This window comes from Paraburkholderia sp. OAS925 (assembly GCF_040543975.1).
Lineage (GTDB): Bacteria > Pseudomonadota > Gammaproteobacteria > Burkholderiales > Burkholderiaceae > Paraburkholderia > Paraburkholderia graminis.
Map to the genome: position 1 here is coordinate 813,107 of NZ_JBEUNO010000002.1, position 21,912 is coordinate 835,018.

Consider the following 21,912-nt stretch of genomic DNA (forward strand, 5'->3'; position numbering starts at 1 on the left):
ATATGAGTGCGAGCGCACCAAACGCGTTTCCGCGATGCATGCCCTTAAGCCGGCCTTAAGTTTGCGTGCGTAGAGTTGGAAATCCACGCATTCGGGTCGCTGCAAGGCGGCCCATTTTTTTTGCCCGCGCGAATCGCATTACATCGCCTCATGCGTGCGCGCGACGCTATACTTTGCGCCCCTTCCCTCTCCACCGTTCGACACATGAAGAAGTGGTTCGCCTGTCTGCTCGTCGCGTTTGCCGCTCACGCGAATGCAGCGCCTTCCTGTACCCAGTTCACACCGAATGCGCAATGGCCCGTTCTGACGAATCAGAAGATGGCGCCCAAAGCGCGCATGCTTTGCTATAGCGATTTCGCCGTCATGCATTCCGGTATCACGCATGGTCCGTTGTGGTCCGCGGAACATCTGACGCGCGACCATATCGAAGCCGCGAAAGACATGGTGCGCACCAACAAGTTCTTCGAAGACGCGCGCTTGCCCGACGGCGAAGGCGCGACGCTCGCCGACTACAAGCGCAGCGGCTTCGACCGCGGGCATATGAGCCCCGCGGGCAATCGCTGGAATCGGGACGCGATGGCACAATCGTTTTCGCTTGCCAACGTGGTGCCGCAAAATCGCGAGAACAATCAGCGCTTGTGGGCGCGCATCGAAACGTCGGTGCGTAAAATCGCGATGGCGTATGACGACACTTACGTCGTGACAGGCCCGATGTTCAGCGGACAGCAGTTGCAGACTATCGGCTCCTCGCGCGTGTTCGTGCCGACGCAGTTGTTCAAGGTGGTCTATGTGCCTTCGCGGCAACTCGCGTTCGCGGTCGTGGTCGACAATGTATCCACGAACCGCTATGACATCAGGACGATTCACGAACTCGAGGCAGTATCGGGCATCCGCTTTCCGGGCATTCCGGAGAACCTCAAAGATCAGCGACCGGGAGGACTCAAAGGTGTTTAAACCCTATTCGAACGACGACGACGTGCTCAACATCCAGGGCGACGCCATGACCGTGAGCAACGGCACGACGCGCGTCGTACTCAACGGCACGCTCGAACTCACGCAAGATCAGCGCGGGCTGAAGGCCGCGCTCGCATTGAAGCAGGCGGTGGATGCGATCGTGGCGGCGTTGCAGGCGCAGCCGGCGCTGCCCGCGAAAGTGAAAGAGGAACCAGACGCGAAGCCGGGCGTCGTCGATAACCCGTTTCAGTAACGTCTAAAGCGCAGCGTAGTCGCATGCCGATATGTTTCCGCGACTGCGTCGCAGTTACTTTTTGTCACCAGAGCATCGTCAACTGCTGTCTTCCGGACTGCGTTAAACCGGCAGCGCTGAACAATTCAGCCGCGATCAGGAATCCAAACAGGAATCCACCGGTTCAACAAGGAGTCAAAACCATGAAGACGCTTTTCGCCGCTCTCGCTTCCGCTCTGCTCGTGTCGACCGCTTTCGCTCAAACGGCGGCACCCGCAGCGTCTCAATCCGCGCAGCCCGCGCAAACGCAGCCCGCCGGCCAGGCGAATCTGAAGGCGAGCACCGCCGTGCAAACCGGCGCGTCGGACGACAGCGCGGCCACGGCCAAAGCGCCTTCGGCAACGACTGCAACGACCGCGAAGTCGCATGTGAAGACGTCCTCGAAGCACGTCACGAAGAAGCATAAAGCCGTGAAGAAGACGCCGGCCGATTCGAGCGCTGCGAAAGCGAAAACGAAAACGGACGGCACGCAGCAGACCAGCACCGCGCCGGTGAACGCCGACGGCGCAAAGACCGGCACGACCAAAACGCAATAACACGTGTACGGTTTTCTGCGCGCACCGGCCACGCATGTATTAAAAGCTAGAAGCAGATAATCGAAGCCGGGCGAAGCCGTTCAGGGAGGGGCGAATCGTATGATTCGCCCTTTTTTCATGGCGTTTTTCAGCGGGGCAATGGTTGTGTGGCAATCGCGCTATGCCTGCACATGCGCGCATGCCATTAATCCTGTTTCGCGTTCGACTGCGCAAACTCGGCAAGCCTGCGTGCATCGACGATTTCTATTTCGGCGTAGCCAAGCCTCAACGCGCCCTGCGTTTCAAACTGCTTCAGCACCTGATTGATCGTTTGCCGCGACAGCGCGAGCATCATCGCGAGATCTTCCTGCGGCACGCCGATAACACGCCGCATAACGCCCGCGTCGCCATAGCCGCCCGCCATCAGCAGCAAGCGCCGCGCGACGCGTTGCGCGGCCGGCAGCAACGCGGCTTCTTCTATTGCATCGAAGGCGAGACGCAGCTTTTGCGTGAGCAGCAAGCCGAACGTGTGCCAATAGGCCGGCGTGCGTTCGAGCAGCGCGGCGAGTGCGGCGCGCGGCACATGAAACAGTTCGGTTTCGCGCTCGGCATACGCGTCGTGCGTTCGCGGACGATTATCGAACAGCGCGATCTCGCCGAACCAGTTCACTGGCTCGATGACAGCAAGCAGCGCTTCCTTTCCGCTCACACTCGCGGCGCCGATCCGCATCAGACCGCTTAGCACGCAATAGAGGCCGTCGTCGGCATCGCCGCGCGTGAAAAGACGCTCGCCGGCAGCGAGGCGCTCAATTCGCCCGCCGTCGATCAATTGCGTCTGCAACGCGGCCGGCGCCGAGCGAAACCATGCGCTGCGTGCGAGCCGCGTGGCAAGCTGAGTGGGAGAAAGAGCTTCGGTCATTGAATATGAATCGCGCCAGTGCGGACTGCCGATTGTCGATTGTCGGCTACCCGATGGTTTCAAATTTCGATCGCCGCGATTATGCTGACTTTGACCGAGGAGCGGCATCCATGAGAACGCTGACGCAACAGCTTACGCAGTATGCGGCTTACCATCGCGACCGGCGCAACATCGCCACGCATTTCATCGGCATTCCGCTGATCGTGCTGGCGTTGGCGGTGCTGCTGAGCCGTCCGTCGTTTGTGCCGGGCGGGTGGCCGTTCGCGTTATCGCCGGCGTGGCTGTTGTTCGTCGCGGCCACGCTCTATTACCTCGTGCTCGACGTGCCGCTCGGTTTGATGATGGCCGTGGTGTCCGCGCTGTGCATCGCATTCGGCGAGTGGATCGCCGCGCAGTCCACGTTGGCCTGGCTCGCAACGGGTGTTGGGCTCTTCGTGATCGGCTGGGTGTTTCAGTTTATCGGGCACGTTGCCTACGAGCATCGCAAGCCGGCTTTTATCGACGATGTAATTGGCCTCCTGATCGGGCCGCTGTTTGTGTTGGCCGAAGCGCTGTTCGGCATCGGCTGGCGGCCTGCATTGCGTGAGGCGATAGAACGCGAGGTGGGGCCGACGCGCATCAACGAAGACCGCGCCGCGGCACACCGATAACACGCGCCGCCTTGCCTCATGAACCGTGCGGCTTCAGTCTTTTAATCTTTCAGCCGAAGCGCAAGAACCGCATGCTATGCAGCGCCGTCAGCGCGACGGCGATCCATATCGGCACATACGTGGCCAGTTGCGCGGCGCTCAACGTTTCGCCGAGCAGCGTGATCGACACCAGCACCAGCAACACCGGCTCCACGTAGCCGAGAATCCCAAACAACGCGACCGGCAACAGACGGCTTGCCGTCAGATACGAAGCCAACGCGAGCGTGCTCAGCAGGCCAAGCCCCGGCAGCAGCAGCAACCACATGTCGATGCGCCCGGAGATAAGCGGCAACGATCCTCCGCTGACGACAAACGCGACCGCGGCCGGCAGCAACAAGATCATTTCGACGGTGAACACCGCAAGCGAATCGTATTGGATTTTGCGGCGCAACACGAAGTACGGCGGATAGCCGAGCGCGACCAGCAGCGTCGGCCACGAGAATGCGCCCGTCACCCACAATTCGTGACCGACGCCGACGGCCGCGCTGACGACCGCGGCCCACTGCAAGCCGTCGAGGCGCTCGCGATAGTAGAAGCGCCCAACCAGCACCATCACGAGCGGCAAGAGGAAATAGCCGAGCGATACTTCGAGCATGCGCCCATGCAGCGGCGCCCACAGAAAGACCCACAGCTGCGCGCCGAGCAGCGCGGCGGCCGCGATCATCGCGAGGCCGAGCGTGGGTTGCGTCACCATCCGGTAAAGAAGCTGCCGCAGAATCGGCATGCGTTTGCGCAACGCGACGAGCAACAACGCGCCAGGCACGGTCCACACGATACGCCACGCGAAAATGTCGAGGCCGCTAAGCGGCGCGAGCAGCGTCGCGTAAGCCGACAGCAACGCGAACATCGCACAGGCGCTAATCGATAAGGCAATGCCGCGCTTCGGCGAATAGGCGTTCATTGCGCGGCCCGTCGCGCGGCATGGCGGCGCATCGCTATAGTTGTTGTCATTCGATGTGAAAGTCGGTGAGCGGCAGCGCTTACGTGCCGCTTTTTTGCTTTTTGATCTGACGATGCAAGCCGGGCATTCTAGCCGGATTATCGACGTGGCATCCGCGGGATCGTTGCGCGCGTTCTGCACTTTTTCGCGTTGCAGCGGCAAATTAATCCGTGCACATCTCGCGTCGATGAACTAGAACATAACTTCACGCGCGCGGGCGGCAACGCCCGCGCGTCTGCATCCGCAACGCAGCACTCCGTCGCTCAAGCGCGAAACTTGCTTCGGGATCATCCTGCGGCGTTTGCAACATCCACGAGCCGGGCCGGCTTTGCCGGACCTGCTTCCTTCGCAGCACGCATCGCATACTCGCACGCGTGCCGGCGTCCCGCCACGAATCCCGCAAACCGAATGTGACTACTGGAGCCAGCATGACCCAGCCAGCCATCTCGCACGACGCATCGCCAGATCTACGCTCAGCTTTCGCCGCCGACGTCCGCGCCGGCCTCACCCATTCGCCGCAGAAAGAGTTGCCCTCCAAATATCTGTACGACGAAGTCGGCTCCGCGTTGTTCGAAGTGATCACCGTGTTGCCCGAATACGGCGTGACGCGCGCGGAAGAACGGCTGCTCGCGAAGCATGCGGCGGACATCGTCGAGCATCTGCCACATGATGTGACGGTCGCGGAACTGGGCAGCGGAAGCGGCCGCAAAACGCGGCGCATTCTTGAAGCGCTGTGTAAAAAGCGCCCCACTTCTTACTGCCCGATTGAAATTTCGCGCAGCGCGTTGCAGTTGTGCAGGCGCGAACTTGGCGACATCGAGCGTATTTCGATTGTCGGTTACGAACGCGATTATCTGGCCGGTCTCGCGGAAGTCAGCAAGAAGCGCGCGGCCGACGAGCGGCTACTCGTGCTGTTCCTCGGCAGTACGATCGGCAATTTCGGCCGGCTTGCGGCGACGCGTTTTCTGCGCGACATCCGCAACATGCTTGCGCCCGGCGATGCGCTTCTGCTCGGCACCGATCTCATCAAGCCGACGCCCACATTGATTGCCGCTTACGACGACGCAATCGGCGTGACGGCGTCGTTCAACCTGAATCTGCTCGCGCGCATCAATCGCGAACTGGGCGGCGATTTTCCGCTCGACGCGTTCGAGCACGTCGCGCGTTTCAATCCGGACGCGCGCAGCATCGAAATGCATTTGCGCGCGAAACGCGACGTGAGCGCGCATATCGCGGCCGCGAAGCTCACCGTCACGCTAAAGGCAGGCGAGACGATCTGGACCGAAAGCAGCCACAAATATCGCGCCGACGAAATGCCTGCGATCGCCGACGACGCGGGCTTTGCGTGCAGCCATCAGTGGGTGGAAAACGAGTGGGGATTCGCGGAGAGCCTGTTGGTGGCGCGCTAGGCCAGGCTGGGCGCTTAAGGCTTTTCATAACGCTGCGGATTTTTCAACGCAGCCAGTCGAAGCGGCGCGCGATGCTAAAAATCGCGCGCCGTTTTTTGCGTCAGACGGCGCCGCGGTTGAGCCTCTTACCGCTCAATGCTGCTCGAAACGCTCATAGCGTTTTTCCGTCGCGCGTTCTTCGCCGCTCACTTCGGTCACGCGCGCAGCCGGCGGCCCATGCCGCAGCCACGACAGCATCCGGTCGACCTGATTCGCCGCGCCCTGCAACATGGCTTCGACGGAGCCGTCCTCGAGATTCGCCACCCATCCCTTGATGCCGAGCGCGTGCGCCTGGCGCACCGTCGCGTGACGAAAGCCGACGCCCTGCACAGTGCCGCGCACGCGCACGTAATACGTTTCGATCCGCTCATCCAGATCCGGGGCCATGCCGTTCTCTCCTCACAATCTTTCAAGCCGGCATTCTAGTCGGGTCGCGGCGACCCTGCTTGGGCGACAGCGGCCGCGCGCGCCACGTACAATCCCCCGACTGTCACGCAGGAAACGGAAACAGAATGACCGAACAGAATCGCGATCTCGTGCTCGTGACCGGCGCATCCGGCTTCGTCGGGTCGTCGGTGGCGCGCATCGCGCAACAGAAGGGCTTCAAAGTGCGCGTGCTGGTGCGCGCCACCAGTCCACGGCAAAACGTCGAAGCGCTCGACGCGGAAATCGTCGTCGGCGATATGCGAGACGAAGCGTCGATGCGCAACGCGCTGCGCGGCGTGCGCTACCTGCTGCACGTCGCCGCGGATTACCGGCTGTGGGCGCCTGACCCGAGCGAGATCGAGCGCTCGAATCTGGAAGGCACCGAGGCCACCATGCGCGCGGCGTTGAAGGAAGGCGTCGAACGCATCGTGTACACGAGCAGCGTGGCGACGCTCAAGGTGACCAACTCCGGCAATTCCGCGGACGAAACCTCGCCGCTCAAAGCCGATCAGGCCATCGGCGTGTATAAGCGCAGCAAGGTGCTGGCCGAGCGCGCGGTCGAGCGCATGATCGCCGAAGACGGGCTGCCGGCGGTCATCGTCAATCCGTCCACGCCGATCGGTCCGCGCGACGTGAAGCCGACGCCGACCGGCCGCATCATCGTCGAGGCGGCGCTCGGCAAGATTCCCGCTTTCGTGGACACCGGCCTGAACCTCGTGCACGTCGACGATGTCGCCGCAGGCCACTTTCTCGCGCTCGAACGCGGCAAGATCGGCGAACGCTATATTCTCGGCGGCGAAAATCTGCCGCTTCAGCAGATGCTCGCGGACATCGCGGCGCTGACCGGCCGCAAGGCGCCCACCATCAGCTTGCCGCGCTGGCCGCTTTATCCGCTTGCCGTGGGCGCGGAAGCCGTCGCCAGGTTCACGAAGCGCGAACCGTTCGTGACCGTCGACGGACTGAAGATGTCGAAGAACAAAATGTATTTCAGTTCCGCGAAGGCCGAGCGCGAACTCGGTTATCGAGCCCGACCGTATCGCGAGGGTTTGAGCGATGCGCTCGAATGGTTCCGGCAGGCCGGCTATCTGAAGCCGTAGCGCAAGCATTTTGTTACAACGTCGCTGTGGTTGCGAAAGGTAAAAGCCTGCGCGCAGCAGTTAAAATCGTGGGTCTTACCAGAGAAACCTCGCATGAATCTTCACGAACAGCTCGGCGCGCTGGAAGTGGGCGTCGATCAGCTCATTCAGGCTGTCGTGGCCCCGCCGGCCGAGAATATCCCCAGGACACGCAACGAGAACGCCGCGCATGAGGTGGTGGAGCAGGCTGCGTCCGTAGCGCACGAAGCGCAAGCAGAAGCGGTTGACGCGGAAGTTGATGTTGCGGTGAACGAAGCCGCCGCAGAGCCGGTTCCGCCCACGCTCGAAATCAATCGTCCGGCGCAGAACGAAATCACCATGACGATCGGCGGTCAGACCGTCGCGCTGCGTGCCGAGCAGATCGGACAACTGATCGAGGAACTGTCGAACGCGCGCGCGTCGATGACGCCGGAGCCGCCGCCAGGCATTCCGCCGGGCTGGCGTTTCGTGTCGACGAAGAATCCGGTCATGGCCGTGCAGAAGCAGTCGAACGGCGACCGTCTGCTGGTCATGCGCCATACCGGTCACGGTTGGGTGCCGTTCACTTTTTCGCCGGATATGGTGATTCAGCTTTATATGCTGCTCACGAAGGGCTAAATGACGAAGCGGCGCTTGTGCGCCGCTTTTTCGTTACCGCCCTGCACTGCTTCGTGCGGCCCGATGCGGGCCGCACCCATCTCAACGTTCCTGCACCGGCGCCTGAACCCGCGCCTTCCATTGCCCGCCTTTCCCGCGCCAGTAGCGCACCGCCGACGCGAACGTCGCGCCGACATAAAACAGCGCGATGAGCGGCAGAAACGGCGCCCACAGGGGCGAGCGACGGTAATAGCTGAGCATCGGCGCATACGCGCAGCACATGGCCGCCCAGGCGAGCCATGCGGGCCAGCCGGTCGGCCCGAGCACCAGCGCGGCGACGGGCGGCACGAGGTAGATGACCGTCATGCCGGCGAGCGTGCCCGCAAGCAACACCGGCGAATAATGCAGTTGCGTGAACGCTGTGCGCGCAATCATGTTCCAGATGTCGCGCCAACTGTCGTAAGGACGCAGCGACACGCTGCGCGCCGCCACGTCGAGCCGGATTGCATGACGCCCCGCGCCGCGATGCTTGATGCGCGCGGCCAGACTGCAATCGTCGATCAATTCCGCGCGGATCGATTCGATGCCGCCCGCTTCCTCGAGCGCGCTGCGGCGCACGAGCATGCAGCCGCCCGCCGCAGCCGCCGTGCGATTACGCGGGTTATTGACCCACGCGAACGGGTACAGCTTCGCGAAGAAGAACACGAAGGCCGGAATCAGCGCCTTCTCCCAGAACGAATCGCAGCGCAGGCGGACCATCAGCGAGACGAGATCGCGGCTTTCGACGTCGGCGCGGGTCACGAGTTGCGTGACGGCGTCGGGCGGATGACCGATATCGGCGTCGGTCAGCAGCAGAAAATCCGCCGGCAGGCCGAGCGTGCGTACCGCCTCGATGCCTTGCGACTGCGCCCACACCTTGCCCGACCAGCCCGGCGGCAACGGCTTCGCGCTCAGCACGGTCAGGCGGTCCGGGCATTGCAGCTGCAATGCCGCCGCGCGCGCGGCGTCGGCGGTGCCGTCGGTGCTGTGATCGTCGACGACGATCACGTGAAACTCGCCGGGGTAGTCCTGCTCCAGCAGCGTCGTGACGGCCTCGGCAATGACGTCGACTTCATTGCGGGCGGGCACCACGGCGGCCACCGCGGGCCACGCGTCGCGCGGCGCGGGCGTGAGCGGCGCGGCCGGCCGCGCGCGCCAGAAGCCGCCGCGAGCGAACAGCAGCACGGCCCAAATCAGCAGGGACAAACAGGAGAGAAAAAACAGAATTACCGCCACCAGGCCCATTAAGCGTTACCCTCGATTTCCAGCAAGCGTCGCAATCATTTTTAATGTGGGCGCGAAGCGCTCCACGGGACGACGTAGTTTAAGGGTTCCGCCAAAGCGATGCAGCGTGCAATTATTGCCGCCCGAATTATCGGCGCGCCGATTGAAAGTGCCGCGTGCGCCCAACACTGTGGCGGGGCCGCCAAAGCAAAGCTGGCCTGATAGCGTTAGAATGCGCGTTTGGTTTTGCTGTACCCGGCACGTCGCCGGAGCTCAAGACGCTAACTAATTAGATGGTCGCGGCGATAAAGTCAGAATTTCCGGCTTCTTCGAAACCCGCGTCAGTCGGAGTCCGCCAACATATGCGAGTCATCCTTGCCCAACCCCGCGGCTTTTGCGCGGGCGTTGTTCGTGCAATCGAGATTGTCGATCGGGCGCTGCAGCAGCACGGCGCGCCCGTGTACGTGCGCCACGAAATTGTCCACAATCGCCACGTGGTCGACAATCTGCGCCAGAAAGGCGCGCGTTTCGTCGAAGAACTCGATGAAGTGCCCCAAGGCGCCGTGGCGATTTTCAGCGCGCATGGCGTCGCCCAAACGGTCGAACGCGACGCGGAAGCGCGCGGGCTCGACGTGCTGGACGCGACCTGCCCGCTCGTCACCAAGGTTCACGTGCAGGGGCGCCAATATGTGGCCGCCGGGCGCACGCTGATCCTGATCGGCCATGCCGGGCATCCGGAAGTGGAAGGCACGATCGGCCAGATTCCGGGCAAGGTCCTGCTGGTGCAGAGCGAAGCCGAGGTCGAGCATCTGAACCTGCCGGTCGATACGCCGCTCGCCTATGTCACGCAAACCACGCTGTCGGTGGACGACACGCGCGGCATTATCGACGCGCTGCTGCGCCGGTTTAACGACATCGTCGGGCCGGACACGCGCGACATCTGCTACGCGACACAAAACCGCCAGGCCGCGGTGCGCGAGTTGAGCAAGCAGGTCGACGTATTGCTGGTGGTGGGCGCAACCAATAGCTCGAACTCGAACCGGCTGCGCGAAATCGGCAGCGAAAGCGGCGTGGCGAGCTATCTCGTCGCCGACGGTTCGGAGGTGAAGCAGGAATGGTTTGCGAATGCGCAGACCATCGGCATCACCGCCGGTGCTTCAGCGCCGGAAGAAATGGTCAAGAACGTAATTGATGCGCTGAGCGCAATGGGGCCCGTCGACGTCACGACAATGGCGGGCCGTGAAGAGAAAGTCGAATTCAAGTTGCCATCGAAGCTGATGCAACCACTCGCGGCACGCGAAGTTTAAGGAGGACGTCTTGTCTATTCCGCTGCTACAGAAAGTCCGGGTCGGCGCATACATCATGCGTCAGCACCTTTCCGGCAACAAACGCTACCCGCTCGCACTGATGCTGGAGCCGCTGTTCCGCTGCAATCTCGCCTGCAATGGCTGCGGCAAGATCGATTATCCGGACCCCATCCTGAATCAGCGTCTGTCGCTGGAAGAATGTCTTGGCGCAGTCGACGAATGCGGCGCGCCGGTGGTGTCGATTGCAGGCGGCGAGCCGCTCCTGCACAAGGAAATGCCGCAGATCGTCAAGGGCATCATCGCGCGCAAGAAGTTCGTGTACCTGTGCACGAACGCGCTGCTGATGGAAAAGAAGATGGACGACTACGAGCCGAATCCGTACTTCGTCTGGTCGGTTCACCTGGATGGCGATCAGCAGATGCATGACCATTCGGTGTCGCAAGACGGCGTGTACGACAAGGCGGTCGCGGCCATCAAGGAAGCGAAGCGCCGCGGTTTCCGCGTCAACATCAACTGCACGCTGTTCAACGACGCCGTGCCGGAGCGCGTGGCCGCGTTCTTCGACACGGTCGGGCCGATGGGCGTGGACGGCATCACCGTGTCGCCGGGCTATGCGTATGAGCGCGCGCCGGATCAGCAGCACTTCCTGAACCGCGACAAGACCAAGCATCTGTTCCGCGAGATTTTCAAGCGCGGCAACAACGGCAAGAACTGGTCGTTCAGCCAGTCGGCCATGTTCCTCGACTTCCTCGCCGGCAACCAGACGTACGAATGCACGCCGTGGGGCAACCCGGCGCGCACGGTGTTCGGCTGGCAGAAGCCGTGCTACCTGGTCGGCGAAGGCTACGTGAAGACCTTCAAGGAATTGATGGAAACCACGGACTGGGACAAGTACGGCACGGGCAACTACGAAAAGTGCGCCGACTGCATGGTCCACTGCGGTTTCGAAGCGACGGCCGTGATGGATACGGTTGCGCATCCGCTGAAGGCGCTCAAGGTGAGCTTGCGCGGCCCGAAGACGAGCGGTGCTTTCACCAAAGACATTCCTTTGGACAAGCAGCGCCCGGCCGAGTACGTGTTCTCGCGCCACGTCGAGATCAAGCTGGAAGAGATCAAGGTGGCGGGCAAGGGCAAGAAGGTGCAGACGGCTACGGCTGCGCACTGAGCGTTGGATCGAATAAAAAAGCGCGGTGGCTTTAGAGGCCACCGCGCTTTTTCTTTGCAGCTTTCTTTGCAGTGCAGTTATCCCGCGCTGCGCGCGTTATGCGCGGTCAGGAACTTGATCAATCCGTCGACGCCGCCTTTGGCCAGTTGATCGGCGAACTGCGTCTGATACACCTGGATCAGCCACGCGCCCATCATGTTGATGTCGTAGATCTTCCAGCCGGACGGTCCCTTGGTCAGCCGGTAGTCGATTGCGTCATCGCCGCCATTGCTGAGCACGTGCGATTGCACGACGATGTCTTTTGCGCCGCCCGGCGCGTTGACCGGCAGAAACTTGAACTTCACGTCCTGATCGCGCAACTGCGAAAGCGACGAAGCATAAGTGCGCACGAGCAACAGCGTGAACTGCTCGTACAGTTGCTTCTGCTGTTCGGGCGTCGCGGTGCTCCAGGCCTTACCCACCGCGATACGCGTGGTGCGCTGAAAGTCGGTTGCCGGCACGAAGCGCGTCTCGACCAGTTGCGTGATCTTCGACATATCGCCGCCGCGTGCCTGCGGATCGGCCTTCATTGCCGAGACCGTGCCTTCGACGGCACTTTTTACCACGGCGTCGGGCGCAGTTTGCGCATAGGCAGCCGTCGACACAACGGCCGCAGCCAGAAAAGCAGATAGATAACGTTTCATACGCTCAGGCAACCTGGAAAAAGTGTGCGCCGCCCGCTAGCCGCGAAGCAGCGAACCAGCAAGCACAACGGATAAGCAAGCTGGCGGCGAAAGCTGGATAGACCAGTATACCGAGATTGCGTTCCCGCCCCATCGAGCGATGCCGGCGAGCAGTGCCATCCAACGGCGCGTCCGGGAGCCGCATTTGCTACCGCCCTTGCTGCCGGCCATGCCGCGCACGCCGGCGATGCCGACGCGACTACGCGCCGCCGACGCGCATTGCCGTCGAATGCGGTCCGGTTTGCTCCGGCTCTGTATACTTGTGCACTTTCCTGAAAATGCCACCCGTGATAAGGCCAGCTCCGCCTACATGCTGAAGTCATCTATCGTTCGCCTCGTCGCCTACTCGGTGCGTCATCCGCTGCGGATCATCGCACTGTCGATCGTGCTCGCCGTCCTGAGCGGGATCTATGTCGCGCATCACTTCAAGATCAACACGGACATCAGCCGTCTCATCGAAACGGACAAGCAATGGTCCACGCTCGAGCACGCGATGGACCAGGCCTTCCCCGATCGCGGCGAAACGGTGCTGGTCGTCGTGGAGGCGCGCGCGCCCGAGTTCGCCGACGCTGCCGCGAATGCGCTCACAGCCGCACTGAAGGCCGAGACGAAGGAGTTCGTCGCGGTCTCGCAGCCCGCCGGCGGGCCGTTCTTCGAACACAACGGCCTGCTGTTCCCGTCGACGGAAGAAGTCATGTCGACCACCTCGCAACTGGTGCAGTCGCGCCCGCTCGTGAACACGCTCGCGCACGACCCGAGTCTCACGGGACTTGCCGGCACGCTCACCACGAGCCTCTTACTGCCGCTGCAAATCGGCCAGGTGAAGCTCTCGGACATGAGCCGCCTGTTGTCGCAAAGCGCCAACACGCTCGATCTTGTGCTGGCGGGCAAGCCCGCTGCCTTCTCGTGGCGCGCGTTCGTCGATAAGAGTGCGGCCACCAATCCGGCGCGCGCATTCGTGGTCGTGCAGCCGGTCGTGAACTACGATGCGCTCGAGCCGGGCGCAAGCGCGTCGAAGGCGATCCGCGATACAGCCGCTTCGCTGCACCTTGACTCGCGCTATGGCGCGAGCGTGCGCCTGACCGGCGAACAGCCGCTCGCCGACGAGGAATTCGCGTCGGTCAAGGACGGTGCGGTGCTCAACGGCATCGGCACGTTCGTCGTCGTGCTGGTGATCTTGTGGCTCGCGCTGCGCTCGGGCCGCATGATCGCCGCGGTCTTCATCACGCTCTTCGTGGGACTAGCGATCACCGCGGCGCTCGGCCTCATGATGGTCGGCGCGCTGAACATGATCTCGGTTGCGTTCATGGTGCTGTTCGTCGGGCTCGGCGTGGACTTCGGCGTGCAGTTCGGCGTCAAGTATCGTGAGGAGCGCAATCGCGACGACCGGCTGTCCGCCGCCCTCGCCCATACCGCGCACAGTATCGGCGTGCCGCTCACGCTCGCGGCGGTCGCCGTCGCGCTCAGCTTCTTCTCGTTTCTGCCGACGGCGTATCGCGGCGTGTCCGAGCTCGGCGAGATTGCCGGCGTCGGCATGTTCGTCGCGTATCTGACCAACATGACGTTGCTGCCGGCATTGCTGAAGATCTTCAATCCGCCGGGCGAGCCCGCATCGCCTGGCTTCAAACAGCTTGCTCCCGTCGACGACTTCCTTGCTCGTCACCGCAAGCCCGTGCTGATCGGCACGTTGATCGTCGTGATCGGCGCGACGCCGCTGCTCACGCGTCTGCACTTCGACTTCAATCCGCTGCATCTGAAAGATCCGCATACGGAGTCGATGGCCACGCTGTTGTCGCTGAAGGATTCGCCCGAGGCCGCGGTGAACAACGTGCATGCGCTCGCGCCCTCGCTTGTCGACGCGGACCGCATGGCCGAGCGCTTGCGCGCGTTGCCCGAAGTCGGCCGCGTGACGACGCTCGACACGTTCGTTCCGGCGCAGCAGCAACAAAAGATGATGCTGATCGCAAGCGCCGCGCAGCAACTGCTGCCCGCGCTTCAACAGCAGCCCGCGCCGCAAGCCACGGACGCCGTGCGCGTCGCGGCGCTCAAGCGCGCGTCGAACCAGCTCTCGCTCGCCGCCGACGATCACCCCGGCCCCGGCGCGGCCGAAGCCAAACACTTGTCGGACACGCTGCAAAAGCTCGCCGCCGCCGATGCCGCCACGCGCGACCGCGCGGAAAACGCGATGTCCGAGCCGCTCCGCATTGCGCTGAAGCAACTCGAAAACCTGCTGCAACCGACTGAAATCACGCGCGACAATCTGCCGAAGGAAATCTCGAAGGGTTGGGTCTCGAAAGACGGCCGGGCGCTCGTCGACATCGCGCCGAAAGTAAAACCGGGCGCCGATCCGAATGACGACGTCGCGCTCGCCCGCTTCGCGCATGCGGTGAAGAAGGCCGAGCCGGGCGCGATTGGCGGGCCGATCTCGATCCTGCATTCCGCGGACACGATCATCAAGGCGTTCCTGCAGGCTGCCGGCTGGGCGCTGCTGTCCATCGCGATCCTGTTGTGGGTCGCGCTGCGGCGCCTCGGCGACATGTTGCGCACGCTGGTTCCGTTGCTCGTGTCGGCGCTCGTCACGCTCGAATTGTGCGTGGTGTTCGGCATGCCGCTGAACTTCGCGAATATCATCGCATTGCCGCTGATGCTCGGCGTCGGCGTGGCCTTCAAGATTTACTTCGTGATGGCGTGGCGCAATGGCCAGACCGGCCTGTTGCAGTCGAGCCTGACGCATGCCGTGCTGTTCAGCGCCGCGACCACGGCGACGGCGTTCGGCAGCCTCTGGTTATCGCATCATCCGGGGACGTCCAGCATGGGTCGCCTGCTGGCGCTTTCGCTCTTTTGCACACTCATCGGCGCCGTGGTTTTTCAACCTGTGCTGATGGGCAAGCCGCGCCCACGTCGCGCGAAGCACCAAGGAATATAAGCATGAAACTGCGTACCACTGTGCTGGCGTTCGCCGCCACCGGCCTCATATCGGGCTGCGCGACCGGTCCTGAGCGCAAGCCAGGCGATCCGTTCGAGCCGATGAACCGGGCGGTGTTCAACTTCAACGACGGCCTCGACCGCTACGTCGCGGTGCCCGTCGCGAAGGGCTATCAGAAGGTGACGCCGCAACCGCTGCGCACGGCCGTGAGCAACTTCTTCTCGAACCTCGGCGACCTCAGCAACGCCGCGAACGCGCTGCTGCAATTGAAGATCACCGACGCGACCGAGGACATCATCCGTTTCGCGTTCAACTCGACGTTCGGTCTTGGCGGCCTGCTCGATTGGGCGACGCCCGCCGGCTTGCCGAAGCATCACCAGGATTTTGGACTGACGCTTGGGCATTGGGGCATTCCGTCGGGACCGTATCTGGTCTTGCCGCTGTTCGGCCCGAGCACGGTGCGCGACAGCATGGGGCTGGTGGTGGACGTGAAGTTCAATCCGTTGAACTACATGGAGCCGGCGGTGCGTAATCCGCTGTATGTGCTGCAGTTCGTGAGCGTGCGCTCGGACCTGCTCGGCGCGACGGATCTGCTGCAACAGGCGGCGTTGGACAAATACTCGTTCGTGCGCGACGCGTACACGCAGCAACGGCGGGCGCGTCTGCGCGGCACGAGCGATAACGCGGCGCCGCTGCCGGAATACGACGATGAGGGCGACTCGGGCGCCGCGACGGTTCCGGCGAAAGGCGCTGCGGCAGGCGCGCCGGCCGCGCTGCCGAACTACGCGGACCCGGGCGATACGGCGGGGACGCCCGATGCGGCGTCTGGTGCGGCTACGGGCGCGCCGGCGGGGGTGCCGGCGGCAGTGCCGGATTACACGGACCCGGGGGAGGCGCCGGCGGGTGGTGCGGCGGGTGGTGCGGCGGGTGGTGCGGCGGGTGGTGCGAATGCGGGAGCGAATGCTGGAGCAACTGCACCGCCTGCGGCTTCCGCGCCGGGCACAACCACGCCGGCTCCGCAGTCTGCGCCTGCTGATAATAAACAGCCGGCTTCGGCGCCCGCCGCGCAATAAGAGCCATCGGCGAGTCATGGTCCGAGGTGGGCGGGGATAGGCAAGCAGTCCGCTTATAAAGTGCCGCAGGCAGTCGGGCGGCAGATGGGTGTGCTCAGGCGGGCGAGGATAGCAGAGCAGTCGGATCGAAGTGGCGGCAGGTGGGTGCGCCGCCGCAGGTGGGTTTGCCGCAGGTGGGTTCGCCGCAGGTGGGTTTGCCGCAGGTGGGTTTGCCGCAGGTGGGTTTGCCGCAGGTGGGTTTGCCGCAGGTGGGTTCGCCGCAGGTGGGTTCGCCGCAGGTGCGTTTTCGGCAAGTAGGCGTCATAGCTGAACGTCGCAGATAAGCACTGCGGATGGGCGAGCAGCGGCTGGCCGTGCCAGAACTGTGCGGATGCGGCGCGGGCGGCCGGGGCAAAACTACTGGCCCAGCCGCCCTCACCGCGCGCAGTCAAGCCACGCGCATATCCAACGCACGAGCCGCGCCAAGCGCATGCCGCGCCTGCACCAACGAAACCCGCGCCGCTCGAGCATCGACGGCCACCTGAATCAGCGCGCCAATCTGCGACGGCTGCCGCAGCAGTTCACGCAAAATCGGCGCAAGCGCGGTACTGCCGTCGTCGCGCAGTCCGGCAGTCGCCGCCGACGGCAACGTGCGCCACGCCGGATCGACAATCGCGCGGCACACGGCGAACGGCAAGCCGCGCGCCGCAGCCACCGCGCCCGCCAGATGCGACTCCATATCCACAGCCAATGCGCCCGTCGAGCGATGGAGCGCGCGCTTGTCATCGGCGGACATGAGCGGTGCGGCCACCGCGGCCATTGGACCGCGCCGCAAACGCGACGCGAGCGGCGCGGTTCCGAGCGCGGCAGCGAGCCGGTTGGCCCAGGCAGCATCGGTCGGAACACGGCCGAACGGGCCGACGACTGCATCGGCGATAACCAGCGCGCCCGGCTTCAGATCCGGCGCGAGACCGCCCGCCGTCCCGAAGCTGACGATGCCCGAGCAACCGCGCGTCACCGCCGCGCTCAGCGCGCGCTCGAGCAGATCGGCGCGTGCCGCGTACACGACTTCGACGCCCTCGCCGCGCGCAATCCGCGCCTCGAAGGCCATGCCCGTCACGACGATCACCGGCAGATCGCCGGAGCCGGAGCGTGAGCCGGCATCCGCATCGGCGGACCGCCCTGTTGAACGAACCATCCGTTACATCCCGACCGCGACGCGCGTGAGCCCGTTGCGCTTCAGATGACGGTAGCGCGCCAGCGCCCACAGCGGGAAGAACTTGCGATAACCGTGGTAACGCAGATAAAACACGCGCGGGAAGCCCGTCGCCGTAAAGCGCGTCTCGTCCCACAGACCATGCTCACGCTGTTCGCGCTGCAAGTACTCGATGCCGCGCGCCACAGCCTCGTGATCGACCTCGCCCGCCGCCATCAAACCCATCAGCGCCCATGCCGTTTGCGACGCCGTGCTCGGCGCGCGCTCGTAGCCGCGATAGTCGAGCTTGTAGCTCTCGCCGCCCTCGCCCCAGCCGCCGTCTTCGTTTTGAATCGACAGAAGCCATTGCGCGGCGCGCCGGATGCGCGGATCGTCGTGCGGCAGGCCGGCCGCGTTCAGCGAACACAGCGCGGTCCACGTCCCGTAGATGTAGTTCAAACCCCAGCGGCCGTACCAGCTACCGTCGGCTTCCTGCTCCTTCAGCATGTAGTCGAGCGCGCGTTGCGCCGGTTCGCTGTTCTGCGGGAATTCGCCAAGCTGCGCGAGCATCGACAGGCAACGGCCCGACACATCGGCGGTCGGCGGATCGAGCAATGCGCCGTGATCCGAGAACGGAATGTTGTTCAGGTAATACTGCGTGTTTTCGGGCTCGAATGCGCCCCAGCCGCCGTCGCTGCTCTGCATGCCGACGACCCATTCGCGCGCACGCGCAATCGCCTCGCGATCCGCGCCCGAGTGCGTGAGCGCCTCCGAGCGATGCATGGCCATCGCGACCACTGCCGTATCGTCGACATCGGGGTAATACGCGTTGTTGTACTGGAACGCCCAGCCGCCCGGCCGCACATTAGGCCGGCGCGAAATCCAGTCGCCGCGCACATCCAGAATTTGCAGCGGACGCAGCCACGCAAGGCCGCGCTCGGCCGCCTGCTCGGCGCGCGCCTCGCCCGTCTCGAGCAGCGCATGCGCGGCGAGCGACGTGTCCCATACCGGCGACAGACACGGCTGGCAATACGCTTCGTCGTCCTTGATGACGAGCAGCTTTTCAATCGACCGGCGCGCGATCGCACGATTCGGCTGATCGGCCGGATAGCCGAGCACGTCGTACATCATCACCGAGTTGGCCATCGCGGGGAAAATCGCGCCGAGGCCGTCTTCCCCGTTCAGACGCTGATCGACGAACGCCACCGCCTCGCGCACCGCGCGCTCGCGCGTGGCTTTGGGGAACAGGCCGTCGACCGCTCGCAGCACCGTGTCGACGACACGGAAAAAGCCGAACCAGCCGACGTGCTGATGCGGCGCGCGCGCCGGCATGCCGGTGTTCACCGGTGCGCCGCGGAACAGTTCGTCGATACGCACGCGGCGCGGATTGCGCGCGAGCGGCCGCTTGGCGTTGAGCACGAGCAGCGGCACGATGACCGTGCGCGCCCAGTACGACACCTTCGACAGATGGAACGGGAACCACATCGGCAGCAGCGTGATTTCGACGGGCATCATCGGCACCGCGCGCCATGACACCACGCCGAAGAGCGCGAGCAGGATGCGCGTGAACACGTTCACGGTTTCCGCGCCGCCGTGCGCGAGAATCGCTTCGCGCGCGCGGACCATGTGCTCGGCATCCACGGGATCGCCGATCATCTTCAGCGCGAAGTACGCCTTTACGCTTGCGCTGATGTCGATGGCGCCGTCGGTGAAAAGCGGCCAGCCGCCGTTCGGCAACTGGATGCGGCGCAGATAGCGCGCGATCTTCTGCTCCAGCTCCACGTTCGGCGTCTCGCCGAGGTAATGGACCAGCAACACGTATTCGGCGGGGATGGTTGCGTCCGCCTCGAGTTCGTAGACCCAGTGGCCGTCCGGTTTCTGCGCGGCGAGAATGGCATCGGTCGCGCGCGTGATGGCGGCGTCGAGCGAAGGAGCCAGTGCGGCGGATGCTTCGGCTGCGGTGCTCGCCGTGGCCTGCGCGCCCGGCGCTTCGCCGGCGGTTTCGGGCATGGCGGCGCCCAGCGCGTGGGCTTGAGATAAGTCGTTCATCAGCGTTCCATCGGTTGATTCAGCAGCGTATCCGCGGCCTTCTGGCCGGAGCGGATCGCGCCTTCAATCGTCGCGGGCAGGCCGGTAGCCGTCCAGTCTCCCGCGAGCATCAGATTATTCCAGCGAGTGCGCGTGCCGGGACGCAGCGTTTCCTGGTCCGGCAGCGCGGCGAATGTCGCATTCCTGTCGACGACGACTTGCCAGTCCGGCATCGGCGCGGCGGGCAGATTGGCCGCCTGCGCGACATCGGCCCACACGCGCGCCGCAAGCTCTTCGGCGGGCGTGTCGATGAGCGATTCCGCGCCGTGGATCGTCGCCGACAGACGCCCGTCGAACGCGAACAGCCACTGCGCCGTTCCGTTGACGAGGCCGGTCACGGACGGCAAGCCGAACGGCGGCTCCACCGCGAAATACACGCTGACGGTCGCGGTAAAGCGAGTCGGCGCGCGCAAACCGGGAACCAGCGTCTGCGCGACGTCCGGCGGCACGGCGAGGATCGCGGCATGGTTCGCGTCGAGCGCGATGGTTTCATCGACGAAATTCAGTGCCTTTACGCGGTTCGAATTCGACGTTGCGCTCGCGCTCACGTTGGCGCTTTCGGCGAACACGAGGTTTTCGAGCCGCGAGCCGAGTTCGATGGTCGCGCCGCCATGCTGCAGCAGGCGCAACGCCGGGTCGACGAAAGCATGGCTCAGGCCGTTGCGCGCAACCAGCGGACGGCACGCCAGACCGCCGGCAATCAGCGTCTCGCGCACCATCGCCGCGGTGAGTTCCGCCGACGCCTCGCGCGGCTCGACGCCGAGCATCGCGCGAAACAGCGGCGCCAGCAGACGGTCCCACAGCGGGCCGTTGCTGCGCATGGTCTGCGCGACACTGCGGCCGGGCTTCGCGAACAACAGCGGCACCACGCTCAGGTAATCGCCGGGGCCGGTGTTCGGCACGCGCGCGTTCGGGTCGAAGATCCACCACGGCAGTCGCCCCGGCGACATGCGCACCGTCCAGCGCGCCCGCGTGGCGAGGTCGACGAAGGGCAATTCCGGCAGCGCCGGCCCCGTGAGTTCGTCCGCCGAGCCGATCGCCCGAAGGTAGTTCAGCGTGGCCGCGTTGCCCGACATGATCAGGTGATTGCCGCTGTCGATCGTCGCGCCGAGCTTCGCGTCGTAATACGAACGGCACCGGCCGCCGGCCTGCGCGGCCGCTTCGTGCAACACGACCCGCGCCCCGCGCCGCTGCAACTGCACGGCGGCGGCGAGGCCGGCGAGACCCGCGCCGACCACATGTACGAGCCTCGGCATCGGCTCAGAAAAGCGCGTAACGCGCGACGATCCACAGCAGGCGCAGTTTCGGCTTGCTGACCTTCGTGCGCGGAATGTCGAAACCGCGCTCAAGGGTCCGCTCGAGCAGCACGCGATACACGCCGGACATGATGCGCGGGGCGCGCACGTGGCTGCGCGGCTCGTGGTCCATGATCGCGTCGGACGCGGCGAAGTGTGCCTTGGCCCGCTCGGCAAGCGTCGCGCAGACGCGCGGCAGCGACGGGTCGTCGGCGATCTGCGTTGGGTTTTCGACGGCGATGCCTTCGCGCGCCAGCAACTCGCGCGGCAGATAGCAACGGTTGATGCCGGCGTCTTCGTCGATGTCGCGAAGAATGTTCGTGAGCTGCAGCGCGCGGCCCAGATGGTGCGCCAGCAAACGGCCCGGCTCCTCCTGCATCCCGAATATTCTCACCGATAGACGGCCCGCCGCACTCGCGACGCGGTCGCAATACAGGTCGAGCGTGGCTTCGTCGGGCGCGCAGATGTCGCCGGCGGCGTCCATCGCCATGCCGTCGATCATCGCGTGAAAATCCTCGCGCTGCAGATGGAACGTGTGAATGTGCCGCGTCAGCGCGCGCAACGAAGCGCGCGGCGCACCCGCGTAGCAGGCGTCGATGTCGGCGCGCCAGCGCTCGAGCGCGGCGGCGCGGTCGGCGCGCGGCAGATCGCTGTCGGCGATGTCGTCGACGGCGCGGCAAAAAGCGTAGACCTGATACATCGCGTCGCGCTGCGCGGCCGGCAGGATGCGCATTGCGAGATAGAACGAGCTGCCGGATGTGGCGGCAGCGGCGTCGATTTCAGTATCGTCCACGACAAGATTGGAAACAGCCAAGACGATCTCCGCAGGAGGGCGCCCGCTGAAAGGCGTTCAGGAATTTTTTATGCCTCGCCGCAGGGCGGGCGGTCCGCGCGCGCGGACACGCGCGAAACAGACGGCTGGGATGCCGGAAACGGCGAAAAGTATATCAACGTTTGTCGGACGACGCAGTTTCCGCTGCTGTATACGGGGGCGAGCCGCCAGA

The 21,912-nt window shown here is 64.3% G+C and carries 21 protein-coding genes; 11 read left to right on the forward strand and 10 right to left on the reverse strand.

Features of this window, described 5'->3' with window-relative positions; translation table 11 throughout:
- Positions 1-204 precede the first annotated feature (204 nt).
- The 3 genes from ABIE53_RS22495 to ABIE53_RS22505 all read left to right on the forward strand — a co-directional run bounded on the left by ABIE53_RS22495 (position 205) and on the right by ABIE53_RS22505 (position 1,782).
- Positions 205-954: a DNA/RNA non-specific endonuclease gene (locus tag ABIE53_RS22495; RefSeq protein ID WP_053859779.1), complete on the forward strand. Its 750-nt coding sequence runs from the start codon at positions 205-207 to the stop codon at positions 952-954.
- Positions 947-1,207 carry a hypothetical protein gene (locus ABIE53_RS22500; RefSeq protein WP_006047427.1) on the forward strand — a complete coding sequence of 87 codons (261 nt, stop codon included), beginning with the start codon at positions 947-949 and terminating at the stop codon, positions 1,205-1,207. The genes ABIE53_RS22495 and ABIE53_RS22500 overlap by 8 nt, the downstream gene beginning before the upstream one ends.
- A 182-nt stretch (positions 1,208-1,389) precedes the next feature.
- Complete coding sequence (locus tag ABIE53_RS22505; RefSeq protein ID WP_114157847.1) at positions 1,390-1,782, forward strand: hypothetical protein; 393 nt, start codon at positions 1,390-1,392, stop codon at positions 1,780-1,782.
- A gap of 184 nt (positions 1,783-1,966) precedes the next feature.
- Here the strand turns inward: ABIE53_RS22505 and ABIE53_RS22510 are convergent, their stop codons facing one another.
- Positions 1,967-2,680: a Crp/Fnr family transcriptional regulator gene (locus tag ABIE53_RS22510; protein WP_192699539.1), complete on the reverse strand. Its 714-nt coding sequence runs from the start codon at positions 2,678-2,680 to the stop codon at positions 1,967-1,969.
- 110 nt (positions 2,681-2,790) lie between these two features.
- Here ABIE53_RS22510 and ABIE53_RS22515 point away from each other — a divergent pair, with 110 nt between their 5' ends.
- Positions 2,791-3,330: an Mpo1 family 2-hydroxy fatty acid dioxygenase gene (locus ABIE53_RS22515; RefSeq protein WP_006047430.1), complete on the forward strand. Its 540-nt coding sequence runs from the start codon at positions 2,791-2,793 to the stop codon at positions 3,328-3,330.
- A 49-nt stretch (positions 3,331-3,379) separates the two neighbouring features.
- Here ABIE53_RS22515 and rarD read toward each other — a convergent pair whose 3' ends face one another.
- Positions 3,380-4,270 carry an EamA family transporter RarD gene (gene rarD, locus ABIE53_RS22520; protein WP_006047431.1) on the reverse strand — a complete coding sequence of 297 codons (891 nt, stop codon included), beginning with the start codon at positions 4,268-4,270 and terminating at the stop codon, positions 3,380-3,382.
- Between the two features lie 467 nt (positions 4,271-4,737).
- Between rarD and egtD the strand changes: the two genes are divergently transcribed.
- On the forward strand, positions 4,738-5,718 hold the full coding sequence (gene egtD, locus ABIE53_RS22525; RefSeq protein WP_006047432.1) for an L-histidine N(alpha)-methyltransferase: 981 nt from the start codon (positions 4,738-4,740) through the stop codon (positions 5,716-5,718).
- A 132-nt stretch (positions 5,719-5,850) separates the two neighbouring features.
- On the opposite strand, the gene ABIE53_RS22530 is transcribed toward egtD, so the two are convergent.
- The gene (locus ABIE53_RS22530; protein WP_006047433.1) at positions 5,851-6,144 is read right to left on the reverse strand and encodes an acylphosphatase; all 294 of its coding nucleotides are present in this window, start codon (positions 6,142-6,144) and stop codon (positions 5,851-5,853) included.
- A 125-nt stretch (positions 6,145-6,269) separates the two neighbouring features.
- Here ABIE53_RS22530 and hpnA point away from each other — a divergent pair, with 125 nt between their 5' ends.
- Positions 6,270-7,280, forward strand: coding sequence for a hopanoid-associated sugar epimerase (gene hpnA, locus ABIE53_RS22535; RefSeq protein WP_192699538.1), 1,011 nt, complete (start codon positions 6,270-6,272; stop codon positions 7,278-7,280).
- A gap of 93 nt (positions 7,281-7,373) precedes the next feature.
- Complete coding sequence (locus ABIE53_RS22540) at positions 7,374-7,916, forward strand: hypothetical protein (protein WP_192699537.1); 543 nt, start codon at positions 7,374-7,376, stop codon at positions 7,914-7,916.
- 81 nt (positions 7,917-7,997) lie between these two features.
- Here the strand turns inward: ABIE53_RS22540 and ABIE53_RS22545 are convergent, their stop codons facing one another.
- On the reverse strand, positions 7,998-9,179 hold the full coding sequence (locus ABIE53_RS22545; protein ID WP_006047436.1) for a glycosyltransferase: 1,182 nt from the start codon (positions 9,177-9,179) through the stop codon (positions 7,998-8,000).
- Between the two features lie 341 nt (positions 9,180-9,520).
- On the opposite strand from ABIE53_RS22545, the gene ispH reads away from it, so the two are divergent.
- On the forward strand, positions 9,521-10,465 hold the full coding sequence (ispH, locus tag ABIE53_RS22550) for a 4-hydroxy-3-methylbut-2-enyl diphosphate reductase (RefSeq protein ID WP_006047437.1): 945 nt from the start codon (positions 9,521-9,523) through the stop codon (positions 10,463-10,465).
- A 10-nt stretch (positions 10,466-10,475) separates the two neighbouring features.
- Positions 10,476-11,630 (forward strand): adenosyl-hopene transferase HpnH, encoded by a 1,155-nt coding sequence (gene hpnH, locus ABIE53_RS22555; RefSeq protein WP_006047438.1) that lies wholly within the window; start codon positions 10,476-10,478, stop codon positions 11,628-11,630.
- Between the two features lie 77 nt (positions 11,631-11,707).
- Here hpnH and ABIE53_RS22560 read toward each other — a convergent pair whose 3' ends face one another.
- Positions 11,708-12,313, reverse strand: a complete 606-nt coding sequence (locus ABIE53_RS22560; RefSeq protein WP_006047439.1) for an MlaC/ttg2D family ABC transporter substrate-binding protein — start codon at positions 12,311-12,313, stop codon at positions 11,708-11,710.
- A 349-nt stretch (positions 12,314-12,662) separates the two neighbouring features.
- On the opposite strand from ABIE53_RS22560, the gene hpnN reads away from it, so the two are divergent.
- A complete protein-coding gene (gene hpnN, locus ABIE53_RS22565; protein WP_053859773.1) occupies positions 12,663-15,278 on the forward strand; it encodes a hopanoid transporter HpnN in 2,616 nt (871 codons plus the stop codon).
- A 2-nt stretch (positions 15,279-15,280) separates the two neighbouring features.
- Positions 15,281-16,351: an MlaA family lipoprotein gene (locus tag ABIE53_RS22570; protein WP_192699536.1), complete on the forward strand. Its 1,071-nt coding sequence runs from the start codon at positions 15,281-15,283 to the stop codon at positions 16,349-16,351.
- A 53-nt stretch (positions 16,352-16,404) separates the two neighbouring features.
- On the opposite strand, the gene ABIE53_RS22575 is transcribed toward ABIE53_RS22570, so the two are convergent.
- From ABIE53_RS22575 to hpnD, 5 genes are read right to left on the reverse strand one after another with little or no spacing between them, the layout of a single operon-like run.
- Positions 16,405-16,782: a pentapeptide repeat-containing protein gene (locus ABIE53_RS22575; protein WP_192699535.1), complete on the reverse strand. Its 378-nt coding sequence runs from the start codon at positions 16,780-16,782 to the stop codon at positions 16,405-16,407.
- Entirely contained in the window at positions 16,779-17,528 is a 750-nt protein-coding gene (locus tag ABIE53_RS22580; protein ID WP_192699534.1) for a phosphorylase, read from the reverse strand. Before ABIE53_RS22580 ends, ABIE53_RS22575 begins: the two co-directional genes overlap by 4 nt.
- A gap of 3 nt (positions 17,529-17,531) precedes the next feature.
- A complete protein-coding gene (gene shc, locus ABIE53_RS22585; RefSeq protein WP_192699533.1) occupies positions 17,532-19,574 on the reverse strand; it encodes a squalene--hopene cyclase in 2,043 nt (680 codons plus the stop codon).
- Positions 19,574-20,869 carry a hydroxysqualene dehydroxylase HpnE gene (gene hpnE / locus ABIE53_RS22590; protein ID WP_044020292.1) on the reverse strand — a complete coding sequence of 432 codons (1,296 nt, stop codon included), beginning with the start codon at positions 20,867-20,869 and terminating at the stop codon, positions 19,574-19,576. The genes shc and hpnE overlap by 1 nt, the downstream gene beginning before the upstream one ends.
- Positions 20,870-20,873: 4 nt before the next feature.
- Positions 20,874-21,722: a presqualene diphosphate synthase HpnD gene (gene hpnD / locus ABIE53_RS22595; RefSeq protein ID WP_006047445.1), complete on the reverse strand. Its 849-nt coding sequence runs from the start codon at positions 21,720-21,722 to the stop codon at positions 20,874-20,876.
- Positions 21,723-21,912: the final 190 nt, after the last annotated feature.

What these genes read in the sequence shown, in the direction of transcription:
- ABIE53_RS22495 (WP_053859779.1), top strand. Translation starts at nt 205, where the DNA reads ATGAAGAAGTGGTTCGCCTGTCTGCTCGTCGCGTTTGCCGCTCACGCG.
- ABIE53_RS22505 (WP_114157847.1), top strand. Translation starts at nt 1,390, where the DNA reads ATGAAGACGCTTTTCGCCGCTCTCGCTTCCGCTCTGCTCGTGTCGACC.
- ABIE53_RS22510 (WP_192699539.1), bottom strand. Translation starts at nt 2,680, where the DNA reads ATGACCGAAGCTCTTTCTCCCACTCAGCTTGCCACGCGGCTCGCACGC.
- ABIE53_RS22515 (WP_006047430.1), top strand. Translation starts at nt 2,791, where the DNA reads ATGAGAACGCTGACGCAACAGCTTACGCAGTATGCGGCTTACCATCGC.
- rarD (WP_006047431.1), bottom strand. Translation starts at nt 4,270, where the DNA reads ATGAACGCCTATTCGCCGAAGCGCGGCATTGCCTTATCGATTAGCGCC.
- egtD (WP_006047432.1), top strand. Translation starts at nt 4,738, where the DNA reads ATGACCCAGCCAGCCATCTCGCACGACGCATCGCCAGATCTACGCTCA.
- ABIE53_RS22530 (WP_006047433.1), bottom strand. Translation starts at nt 6,144, where the DNA reads ATGGCCCCGGATCTGGATGAGCGGATCGAAACGTATTACGTGCGCGTG.
- hpnA (WP_192699538.1), top strand. Translation starts at nt 6,270, where the DNA reads ATGACCGAACAGAATCGCGATCTCGTGCTCGTGACCGGCGCATCCGGC.
- ABIE53_RS22540 (WP_192699537.1), top strand. Translation starts at nt 7,374, where the DNA reads ATGAATCTTCACGAACAGCTCGGCGCGCTGGAAGTGGGCGTCGATCAG.
- ABIE53_RS22545 (WP_006047436.1), bottom strand. Translation starts at nt 9,179, where the DNA reads ATGGGCCTGGTGGCGGTAATTCTGTTTTTTCTCTCCTGTTTGTCCCTG.
- ispH (WP_006047437.1), top strand. Translation starts at nt 9,521, where the DNA reads ATGCGAGTCATCCTTGCCCAACCCCGCGGCTTTTGCGCGGGCGTTGTT.
- ABIE53_RS22560 (WP_006047439.1), bottom strand. Translation starts at nt 12,313, where the DNA reads ATGAAACGTTATCTATCTGCTTTTCTGGCTGCGGCCGTTGTGTCGACG.
- hpnN (WP_053859773.1), top strand. Translation starts at nt 12,663, where the DNA reads ATGCTGAAGTCATCTATCGTTCGCCTCGTCGCCTACTCGGTGCGTCAT.
- ABIE53_RS22570 (WP_192699536.1), top strand. Translation starts at nt 15,281, where the DNA reads ATGAAACTGCGTACCACTGTGCTGGCGTTCGCCGCCACCGGCCTCATA.
- ABIE53_RS22580 (WP_192699534.1), bottom strand. Translation starts at nt 17,528, where the DNA reads ATGGTTCGTTCAACAGGGCGGTCCGCCGATGCGGATGCCGGCTCACGC.
- shc (WP_192699533.1), bottom strand. Translation starts at nt 19,574, where the DNA reads ATGAACGACTTATCTCAAGCCCACGCGCTGGGCGCCGCCATGCCCGAA.
- hpnE (WP_044020292.1), bottom strand. Translation starts at nt 20,869, where the DNA reads ATGCCGAGGCTCGTACATGTGGTCGGCGCGGGTCTCGCCGGCCTCGCC.